This is a genomic window from Bradyrhizobium sp. 139 (assembly GCF_023074175.1).
Classification (GTDB): domain Bacteria; phylum Pseudomonadota; class Alphaproteobacteria; order Rhizobiales; family Xanthobacteraceae; genus Bradyrhizobium.
Genome location: NZ_JADPKS010000168.1, coordinates 26,423 through 35,632 on the forward strand (window position 1 = coordinate 26,423; position 9,210 = coordinate 35,632).

Consider the following 9,210-nt stretch of genomic DNA (forward strand, 5'->3'; position numbering starts at 1 on the left):
CGCCGTCCTCGCGGAGACTCCCCCTCACCCCGACCCTCTCCCCGCAAGCGGGGAGAGGGAGCAGCAGCCGCCCCTCACAACTCCCGCGCGTTCGAGAACGCGAACGAGCTCACCCGCCGCGTCGTTTCGTCCAGGATCAGCGTGCGCGTGATCGGCGGCTCGGCGCGCTGGCCGCAATTTTCACGCTCGCACAGGCGGCAATTGACGCCGATCGGCGTGCCCTCGGTTTTCTCCAGGTCCAGGCCGGAGGCGTAGACGAGACGGGCGGCGTGACGGATCTCGCAGCCGAGGCCGATTGCGAAGCGCGGCTGCGGCAGCGGGTGCGGCGCGACGGGGCGGCGCACCATCTGCGCGATCGAGAAATAGCGCGTGCCGTCGGGGAGCTCGATCACCTGCTTCAACAGGCGATCGGGCGTATCGAAGGTCGAGTGCACGTTCCACAACGGACAGGTGCCGCCGAATTTCGAGAACGGAAAGGTGCCGGACGAAAATCGCTTCGAGACGTTGCCGGCATTGTCGACGCGGAGCAGGAAGAACGGAATGCCGCGCGCGTTCGGCCGCTGCAGGGTGGTGAGCCGGTGGCAGACCTGCTCGAAGCCTGAATTGAAGCGCTGCGCCAGGAGGTGGATGTCGTAGTTCAACGCTTCGGCTGCGGCCAGGAACGCCGGGTAGGGCATCATCACCGCGGCCGCGAAATAGTTGCCGAGCGTGATGCGGAACAAGCGGCGCGGCGCGTCGTCGAGCGGGCCGGCGCGGCCGATGATGGTCTCCAGATGCTGCGCGCATTCGCCTAAGCCGAGCTGGAAGGCGAGCTGGAAGGCGCGGCCGGGCGGGTCGATCAGCTCGGAGATCAGCAGCTGGCGGCGATGGCGGTCGAAACGCCTGAGCGTCTCGCGCATCACGTCGACCGGCATGATTCGGGTCTGGATCGAATGCTTTTCGCGCAGGCGCGCGGCCAGCGCGGCATAGAGCGCTTCGGCCGGCACGTTCAGCTCGTCGCGAAGAGTCTCCGCGGCCTGCTCCAGCTCCGGAAAATAATTGCGGTTGGCCTCGATCAGCTCGCGCACGCGCTCGACCGGATTGCCCTCATAGCGCGTGCCGACGTCGCGGTCGGCCATCTGTGCGGCAGCCAAGGTCTCGCCCTGCCGGGCCTCGGCATAGGCGGCATAGAGCCGTTGCAGCGCATGGGTGACGCCGGGGCAGAGCTCGGCAAGGTCGCGCAGTTCCTGTTTGGGAACGTCGATCTGGCGGAACAGGGGATCGGAGAAGATCTCGTTCAGCTCGGCGAAGAAGCGGTCCTCGTCGGCGGTCGCGAGGTCACGCAGGTCGAGGTCGTAGGCGTCGGCGAGCCGCAGCAGGATCTGCGCCGTCACCGGGCGCTGGTTGCGCTCGATCAGGTTGACGTAGCTCGGCGAGATCCCAAGCCCCTCGGCGATCTGGGTCTGCGACAGCCCCAACTGCTGCCGGATCCGCCGGAAGCGCGGTCCGACGAACAGTTTTTTCCCGGATCCAGTCGGCATTTGTCGTTCGCTCCAGAGCCTTAAGGACAGTTGAACTGACCTATATGTTACGAAGTTTACAAAGTAACATAAATGACAAGTTCAGATGTTACATGACATCACCATTCAAATACAAGCCATCTATACGAACTTCCCTTTCTCGCGTTTAGCTCTCGCCACGCATTTCGCAATGCACTGTCACGATTGTCGAGAGTGATGACTGAAAGGACCACGGACATGAATTTCCAACCGCGCGGGATCGACCAAGCCATCCAGGGACCGGCGTCCTATCAGAGCGAGATTGAGGCAGCCGAGGCGCTGCTCAAGACCAAGGACACCTGGAACGGCGTGACCGCCGAGGCCGTCGCGCGCATGCGCCTCCAGAACCGCTTCAAGACCGGCCTCGACGTCGCCCGCTACACCGCGGCGCTGATGCGGGCCGACATGGCCGCCTATGACAGCGATCCCACCAAGTACACCCAGTCGCTGGGTTGCTGGCATGGCTTCATCGCCCAGCAGAAGCTGATCTCGGTCAAGAAGCACTTTGGCAAGACCGATCGCACCTATCTGTACCTGTCCGGCTGGATGATCGCGGCGCTGCGCTCCGAGTTCGGCCCGCTGCCCGACCAGTCGATGCACGAGAAGACCTCGGTGCCGGCGCTGATCGAAGAGCTCTATACCTTCCTGCGTCAGGCCGATTCGCGCGAGCTGAACGACATCTTCCGCAGCCTCGACGCCGCGCGCAAGGAAGGCGACAAGACGAAGGAGAAGGCGTTGATCGAGAAGATCGACAACTTCCAGACCCATGTCGTGCCCGTCATCGCCGATATCGATGCGGGATTCGGCAATGCCGAGGCGACCTATCTGCTCGCCAAGAAGATGATCGAGGCGGGCGCCTGCGCGCTGCAGATCGAGAACCAGGTCTCGGACGAGAAGCAGTGCGGCCACCAGGACGGCAAGGTCACCGTGCCGCACGAGGTGTTCCTGGCGAAGATCCGGGCCTGCCGCCATGCCTTCCTCGAACTGGGCGTCGAAGACGGCGTCGTCGTGACCCGCACCGACTCGCTCGGCGCCGGCCTGACGCAGCAGATCGCCGTCAGCCACAAGCCCGGCGACCTCGGCGACCTCTACAACAGCTTCCTGGATTGCGAGGAAATCACGGCGGAGAACGCCCGCAACGGCGACGTCATCATCAACCGCAACGGCAAGATGATGCGTCCGAAGCGCCTTCCCAGCAATCTCTACCAGTTCCGTCCCGGCACCGGCGAAGACCGCTGCGTGCTGGATTGCATCACCTCGCTCCAGAACGGCGCCGACCTGCTCTGGATCGAGACCGAGAAGCCGCATATCGAGCAGATCGCCAAGATGGTCGATCGGATCCGCAAGGTGGTTCCGAATGCGAAGCTGGCCTACAACAACTCGCCGTCATTCAACTGGACCCTCAACTTCCGTTGGCAGGTCTACGACGCGATGAAGGAAGCGGGCAAGGACGTCAGCAAGTACAACCGTGCCGAGCTGATGAAGCCGGAATACGACGATACGCCGCTGGCAATGGAAGCCGACGAGCGCATCCGCACCTTCCAGGCCGATTCAGCCAAGCGTGCCGGCATCTTCCACCACCTGATCACGTTGCCGACCTATCACACGGCGGCGCTCTCGACCGACAATCTGGCGAAGGAATATTTCGGCGAGCAGGGCATGCTCGGCTATGTGAAGAACGTCCAGCGCGCCGAGATCCGTCAGGGTATCGCCTGCGCCAAGCATCAGAACATGGCCGGGTCCGACATCGGCGACGATCACAAGGAGTACTTCGCCGGCGAGGCGGCCCTGAAGGCGGGCGGCGCCCACAACACGATGAACCAGTTCGGCTAAACCGGGCAGCAGGAGACTGACAATGACCAAAGGTAGCAATTTCTGGGTGATCGGCGGCGAGTTCGGCTCGATGAACTTCCACAAGCTCGTGGAAGGCTCGGCCCAGGTGCAAGGTCCGTTCAAGACCCGCAAGGAGGCCGAGGACGCCTGGCGCTCGGTCTCGGAAGAGAACCGCCACAAGGCCGGCGTCCGCTTCTCGATCGTCGAGGAGCCGTCGCGGGTCTCGGCCTGACGGCTGCCCAAGCCATCAAGAAACGTCCAAGGACGGATGGTCCCATCCGGCGCAAGCCGGGTGGGATCGTCTGTTTTTGGCACAGGTCAATCGGCTGTGGGCGCCGTAAGTCTCTGGAATTGTGGACCCTTTGCGGAGGGGTTGGTTGCTGATAGGTTAATGGAGGCAAGTGAGGACGAGGCCGACAATGTCAGAGCCCGAGACCAGCGGGACCCATCCCAGCCAGCCGCGTCCGGTGCGGCTGCGCGACGCGCTGTTGCGCGCACGGATTGAGGCCGCCGACCGGACCGGCGTGGTCGTCGACTTGCGCGATGCGGAGGTGGCGCGGCTAGAGATCCTCAACGACGCGCTCGATCCCCTGTTCGCGCAGGTGCCCGAGCAGATTGATTTGTTCGACCGCGGCATCAGCCAGGGCGATACGCCGCGGCTATGGATCGACGTCGTCGCGCACGTAATGATGGGACGCGACAAGCGCTTGTACCGCTTCGTCCAGGACACCCGGTTCGGCCGCATCGTGCTCGCCGAATCGCACGACACCGCGGTGATCGTCGAAGCCGTCACCGACTACGTCGCGCGCCGCATGATCGAGCGCGAGCACGCCATGGTGGTCCTGCCCGAGCCCAAACCTGCGATAGCGCCGCCGCCGCGCCGTTCGCGGGTGTGGCCGTTCGTGTTCGGATTTGTGTTCGGCGCCGCCGCCCTGTTCGGCGTCGCCGTGGTGGCGGCCCTGCGGAGCTGGTGATCATAGGTGCCGTCATTCCGGGGGGCGCGAAAGGCGCGAGCCCGGAATCCATTCATCTTCACGCAATGCGGCCCGATGGATTCCGGGCTCATGCTTCGCATGCCCCGGAATGACGGGCACCTCAAATCAACCTTGCGCGCTTGATCTGCCGGATCTGCAATCCATGATCGATGCTCCGCACCGTCTGCTCGCAGCGCCAGCCGTTATTGTCTTTCTCGATCGTGAACAGATTATACGCTGCCGCCGGGTAGCGCCCGTGAGCGAGCGCGGAGGCCGACGGCACGCCGATCGCCGGGATGCTGCCATTGGGGCCCTCGAACCACATCGTGGAATGAATGTGGTCGTGCCCGTGCAGGATCAGCTCGACGCCGTGGCGCTTGATCAGCGCCAGCAGATCAGCCGCATCCGTCATCCGCTTCTGGCGCGCGTGGGACTTCAGGGGATGATGCACCAGCAGCACGCGAAAGACGTCCTCCGCCGCGAACTGCGCGAGCACCTGTTCGAGGGCCGCGAGCTGATCGCGCCCGAGCGTGCCCGTCGCCATCAGCGGCAAGGTCGGCACCGCCGTGGACAGGCTGATCAACGCCAAGGGGCCGCGTCGGCGAACGGCGGGGAAAGCCGCGGCACCCGGCGTGTCGCCGGCGATGTAATGCAGGAACGTCTCTCCGAAGCGGTGCGACGTTGCGCTGACATAGGCGTCGTGATTGCCGGGGATGGCGGTGACGCGGTCGGGTGGACCGACGCCTTCGAGCCAGGCCAGCGCCGGCGCGAACTCGGCCTCCAGCGACAAATTGACGAGATCGCCCGTCACGGCGATGTGGTCGGGCGCTTGCGCCTGGATGTCGGCGACCAGCACGTCGAGCACTTCGCGGCGCTGGTATTTGTGACGATTGCGCGTCCAGTTGATGTAGCCGAGCGCGCGCTTGCCCGCGAGCTCGATCAGCCGTGGCTTCGGCAGCGGCGGCAGATGCGGGTCGGACAGATGGACGAGCGTGAAGGGGGCCATGGCGCGCGATTGCCTCGCTATTCGTCCGCTGTAATGGCAAGGTCGCGACATCAGTGCAAGCGGGGCCTCAAGGGAGCCTGATGGGGAATCGTCTGAACAGCATGCGACGGAGATTCGAGCCGCTGCTGCGGCGAATCTTCCACGCCTATTTCCTGGTTGTCCGCGGCATGACGCTCGGCGTCCGCGCCGTGGTGCTGGATGCCGACGACAGCGTGTTCCTGGTCAGGCACAGCTACGTCTCCGGCTGGCATCTGCCCGGTGGCGGCGTCGATCTCGGTGAGAGCATGGAACAGGCGATGCGGCGCGAGCTCAAGGAGGAGGGGAATATCGATCTCACCGGAGACGCCGTGCTGCACGGTATCTTCCTCAACAGCCACGTCTCCCGCCGCGACCACGTCGCGGTCTATGTGGTCAGGCAGTTCAGGCAGGATCGCCCGCCCGTGCGCAACCGTGAGATCGTCGAATGCGGGTTCTTCGCGATCACCGCGCTGCCCGATGGGACCACGCCCGGCACGCGGTTGCGGATCGCGGAAGTGGTGGACGGCGAGCCCCTGATCGCGACGTGGCGTTGAGCCGGTGCGGGTCGGCCATCCTCGATGCACTATCGACTTTAGAGGCGAGAGTAGGTACGGTTGATGGATCGCACAAAATTCCCATATGCCGGGCTGTTAACGTGACCAGTCAAGTTTCAGTGGTCAGCGAGCGGGCCGCTTTGCCTGGGCTCGAACTGACAATTCTGATGCCGTGCCTCAATGAAGCCGAAACGCTTGCGACTTGCATTGCGAAGGCGCAATCGTTCCTCAGCCGCTCGGGCATCGCCGGCGAGATATTGATCGCGGATAACGGCAGCACCGACGGCTCGCAGAACATCGCAAGAGCGATGGGCGCGCGTGTCGTCGACGTCCCGGTCCGAGGTTACGGCGCGGCGCTGCGCGCCGGTATCGCCGCAGCCTTTGGCCGTTACATCGTCATGGGCGATGCCGACGACAGCTATGATTTCGCGCAGCTCGACGCCTTCCTCGAACGGCTGCGCGCCGGCGATGATCTGGTGATGGGCAATCGCTTCGCGGGCGGAATCGAGCCCGGAGCGATGCCCCTCCTGCACCGGTATCTCGGCAATCCCGTCCTGAGCTGGTTCGGCAGGCTCTTCTTCGGATCGAGGCTCGGCGACTTTCATTGCGGAATGCGGGGCTTCTCGAAGCAGGCGATCGCGCAGCTCGACTTGCGCACGACCGGAATGGAATTCGCGAGCGAAATGGTGGTGCGCGCAACTATTGTGCGGCTCAAGATCTCGGAGGTGCCGACCACGCTGTCGAAGGACGGGAGATCGCGAGCGCCGCATCTCAGGACCTGGCGCGACGGCTGGCGGCATCTGAGATTCCTGCTGCTGTACTCGCCGCGATGGCTTTTCTTCTATCCGGGCGTGCTTCTGGTCGTGGTCGGCACCGCCCTGAGCAGCGTACTTTTTTTCGGGCAGGTCAGAATCGCGGGAATCGGATTCGACATCCGGACGATGCTCGTTGCATGCACCTGCCTGATCGTGGGCATCCAGGGCATCTGCTTCGCAACGATTGCCCGCAGTTTCGCCGAGAGCCTGAACCTTCTGCCGCCCTCTCCGCGATATGGCCGCATTATCGAGGCCTTCACGCTCGAGCGGTTCGTCTTGGTGGGCGCCGTGGTCTTCATGATTGGGGGCGCGGGCCTGATCGCGGCGCTCGTCCAGTGGGGCGAAGCCAATTTCGGTTCATTGGACGCCGCGAGCCTGCTTCAGGTGGTAGCGCTGTCCACGACCGCGATCACAGTCGGCGCCCAGCTGGTATTTACCGGTTTCCTCGCCGGGCTCATCTCGATCAAGCACTCCTAGTGCGTCGTGTCCGCGTGACCGGCGGGATTTCACGGAAAATCGATGAAGATTCTCAAATTCGCCTTCGGACTGATCTGCGTGCTGATCCTCGCCAGCAACATCCGGACGATGTCGCATTGGACCGAGGCTCGCGGTGTTTATGACGACGTCTGCTATCTGCGGCAGGCCCATCTGTTTCAATTGTATGGGATCAGCGGGCTCGATACCGATGTGTCCCGGGACGGCGATGGCTTTCTGCAAAGCAAGCTGAAGGAGATTGGCTTTCCGGAAGGGAGGGTTGCACCGTGTCATCCTCCGGCGCGCAATGGAAAGTACGTGCTGCAATATCCGCCCGGCACCGGATTCCTGCTCGCGTTGTTTCCGCAAGGCCACCAGGTGGTGCCGCTCTACGTCAGTGCCAGCCTGATCGTTTGTGGCTTCGCGCTGCTGGGCATCGCCTACGCCCGCTCGTTGTTCGCGGTCGTCACGGCCGGCGTGTTTGGCGCACTTGCCCTCTACCTGATGATCAATCCGGCCAAAGCCAGCTATTCGATCGCACCGACAATGGCGATCTGCGCTGCTGCCGGCTACCTGACCGCGCTGTGGCTAACCACGATCAAGCACAATATGTGGCCGGTCGCGTTGATCGGTCTTCTGCTCGGACTATCCGTCAACTTCAGATTGCCGAATCTGTTTTTAGTCGCGGGTTACGTCCTGTTCCTTGGCGTCGCGTTCCTCTGGTCGCGCACGGCCGCGACGTTTGCGCGCGGACTGGTCTTCGGCATAGCCTTCGTCGTCGGCATGGCGCCGACACTGATCGCCAATGCGATTAATGCCGGCAGTCCGTTCAGGACGACTTATGGCTCCGAGGATGCCCTCGCGCCCGAAGTCAACCTCGAAATCCTTGGCCAGTATCTGCACGATATGCAGTTCGTCCTGATGCTTCTAGCGATTGGCTCGACAGCCTGGCTGCTGCGGATCGGCAAGGGCGGAGCGCGGCAGGTCGCGTTCCTCGTGGCGGGCAATCTTCTGGTAAATCTCGTGTTCTTCCTGAGCCACCCGATTTTCACGCCCTATTATGTGCTTCCGGTTACCATGCTCTCGGCGTGGAGCGTGTGCTTCGCCAACCTGATGCAATCGGCCGAAACAGGCGAGCGGGCTCCGCTTGATCAGGCGATACGCGCGTGAGCGGATCTGGCGAATTGTGGCGCGGCTCCGATGGACCTTGGCACGTCCAGATGCTATCCCGCCTCCCGTATTGACGCGTTTTCCTGACGCGAACCGGGGCCCACCTCGCTCGAAGACGCATGCTGCCATGACCGATCTCTCGCTCACCATCCTTCCCGAAGCCGCCGGCGACGCCCAGGCGATCGAACGGCTGCACGAGCGCACCTTCGGTCCCGGCCGCTTCGTGCTCAGCGCCTATCGGATCCGCGAGCACGTCGACCATCTGCTCGACCTTTCCTTTACCGCCCGCATCGGCACGCTCTTGGTCGGCTCGGTCAGGCAATTGCCGGTGCTGATCGGCGAGACGCCCGCCTTGCTGCTCGGGCCGCTCACCGTCGAGCCGCCGTTCCGCGACCGCGGCATCGGCCGTCTCCTGATCGAGCGCGCGCTGAAGGACGCGAAGGAGAAAGCTCACCGCCTGGTGCTGCTGGTCGGCGACGAGCCCTATTACAGCCGCGTCGGTTTCAAGCAGGTCCCCAAGGGCCGCGTCACCATGCCGGGCCCGGTCGACGCCGCGCGAATCCTTGTGTTCGAGCTCGTCGACGGCGCGTTCGAGGGCGTGTCGGGGCAGGTAGCGCCCGACTGGAGCAAGGCGCGGGGTTAGTCGCAGCGCGTAGTCCGTAGCCTGGATGGAGCGCAGTGCAATCCGGGAAACCCGTCGCGGCGGCTGCACTTTCCCGGATTTCGCGAAGAGACTGGGCAATTATTTGTTTTGTCGCCGGCTTACGCGGTCGTGTCGGAATGTTTGACGGATTTAGGCTCGGAGTGGCGCTGGGGCGGCCCGTAGCC

General features: G+C 63.7%; 9 protein-coding genes. 7 read left to right on the forward strand and 2 right to left on the reverse strand.

All coding sequences use genetic code 11. The features are described from left to right. Window positions 1–74: 74 nt before the first annotated feature. Complete coding sequence (locus IVA80_RS35550) at window positions 75–1,520, reverse strand: short-chain fatty acyl-CoA regulator family protein (RefSeq protein WP_247439774.1); 1,446 nt, start codon at window positions 1,518–1,520, stop codon at window positions 75–77. 216 nt (window positions 1,521–1,736) lie between these two features. Here IVA80_RS35550 and IVA80_RS35555 point away from each other — a divergent pair, with 216 nt between their 5' ends. From IVA80_RS35555 to IVA80_RS35565, 3 genes are all read left to right on the forward strand, one after another. After that, complete coding sequence (locus IVA80_RS35555) at window positions 1,737–3,371, forward strand: isocitrate lyase (RefSeq protein WP_247439775.1); 1,635 nt, start codon at window positions 1,737–1,739, stop codon at window positions 3,369–3,371. A gap of 22 nt (window positions 3,372–3,393) precedes the next feature. Continuing rightward, window positions 3,394–3,603, forward strand: coding sequence for a hypothetical protein (locus IVA80_RS35560; RefSeq protein ID WP_008137787.1), 210 nt, complete (start codon window positions 3,394–3,396; stop codon window positions 3,601–3,603). Window positions 3,604–3,790: 187 nt separating this feature from the next. After that, window positions 3,791–4,345, forward strand: coding sequence for a hypothetical protein (locus IVA80_RS35565; RefSeq protein WP_247439776.1), 555 nt, complete (start codon window positions 3,791–3,793; stop codon window positions 4,343–4,345). 121 nt (window positions 4,346–4,466) lie between these two features. Here IVA80_RS35565 and IVA80_RS35570 read toward each other — a convergent pair whose 3' ends face one another. Further along, window positions 4,467–5,351, reverse strand: coding sequence for a metallophosphoesterase (locus IVA80_RS35570; protein ID WP_247439777.1), 885 nt, complete (start codon window positions 5,349–5,351; stop codon window positions 4,467–4,469). An 80-nt stretch (window positions 5,352–5,431) separates the two neighbouring features. Here IVA80_RS35570 and IVA80_RS35575 point away from each other — a divergent pair, with 80 nt between their 5' ends. The 4 genes from IVA80_RS35575 to IVA80_RS35590 all read left to right on the forward strand — a co-directional run bounded on the left by IVA80_RS35575 (window position 5,432) and on the right by IVA80_RS35590 (window position 9,025). After that, a complete protein-coding gene (locus IVA80_RS35575) occupies window positions 5,432–5,923 on the forward strand; it encodes an NUDIX domain-containing protein (protein ID WP_247439778.1) in 492 nt (163 codons plus the stop codon). Next, window positions 5,914–7,215, forward strand: a complete 1,302-nt coding sequence (locus tag IVA80_RS35580) for a glycosyltransferase family 2 protein (protein ID WP_247439779.1) — start codon at window positions 5,914–5,916, stop codon at window positions 7,213–7,215. The genes IVA80_RS35575 and IVA80_RS35580 overlap by 10 nt, the downstream gene beginning before the upstream one ends. Before the next feature lie 78 nt (window positions 7,216–7,293). Further along, a complete protein-coding gene (locus IVA80_RS35585) occupies window positions 7,294–8,382 on the forward strand; it encodes a hypothetical protein (RefSeq protein ID WP_247439780.1) in 1,089 nt (362 codons plus the stop codon). 127 nt (window positions 8,383–8,509) lie between these two features. Beyond that, the gene (locus IVA80_RS35590; RefSeq protein ID WP_247439781.1) at window positions 8,510–9,025 is read left to right on the forward strand and encodes an N-acetyltransferase; all 516 of its coding nucleotides are present in this window, start codon (window positions 8,510–8,512) and stop codon (window positions 9,023–9,025) included. Window positions 9,026–9,210 lie beyond the last annotated feature (185 nt).

Excerpts from the sequence above, each read along its gene's own strand:
- IVA80_RS35550 (WP_247439774.1), bottom strand. The coding sequence starts at position 1,520 with ATGCCGACTGGATCCGGGAAAAAACTGTTCGTCGGACCGCGCTTCCGG.
- IVA80_RS35555 (WP_247439775.1), top strand. The coding sequence starts at position 1,737 with ATGAATTTCCAACCGCGCGGGATCGACCAAGCCATCCAGGGACCGGCG.
- IVA80_RS35560 (WP_008137787.1), top strand. The coding sequence starts at position 3,394 with ATGACCAAAGGTAGCAATTTCTGGGTGATCGGCGGCGAGTTCGGCTCG.
- IVA80_RS35565 (WP_247439776.1), top strand. The coding sequence starts at position 3,791 with ATGTCAGAGCCCGAGACCAGCGGGACCCATCCCAGCCAGCCGCGTCCG.
- IVA80_RS35570 (WP_247439777.1), bottom strand. The coding sequence starts at position 5,351 with ATGGCCCCCTTCACGCTCGTCCATCTGTCCGACCCGCATCTGCCGCCG.
- IVA80_RS35575 (WP_247439778.1), top strand. The coding sequence starts at position 5,432 with ATGGGGAATCGTCTGAACAGCATGCGACGGAGATTCGAGCCGCTGCTG.
- IVA80_RS35590 (WP_247439781.1), top strand. The coding sequence starts at position 8,510 with ATGACCGATCTCTCGCTCACCATCCTTCCCGAAGCCGCCGGCGACGCC.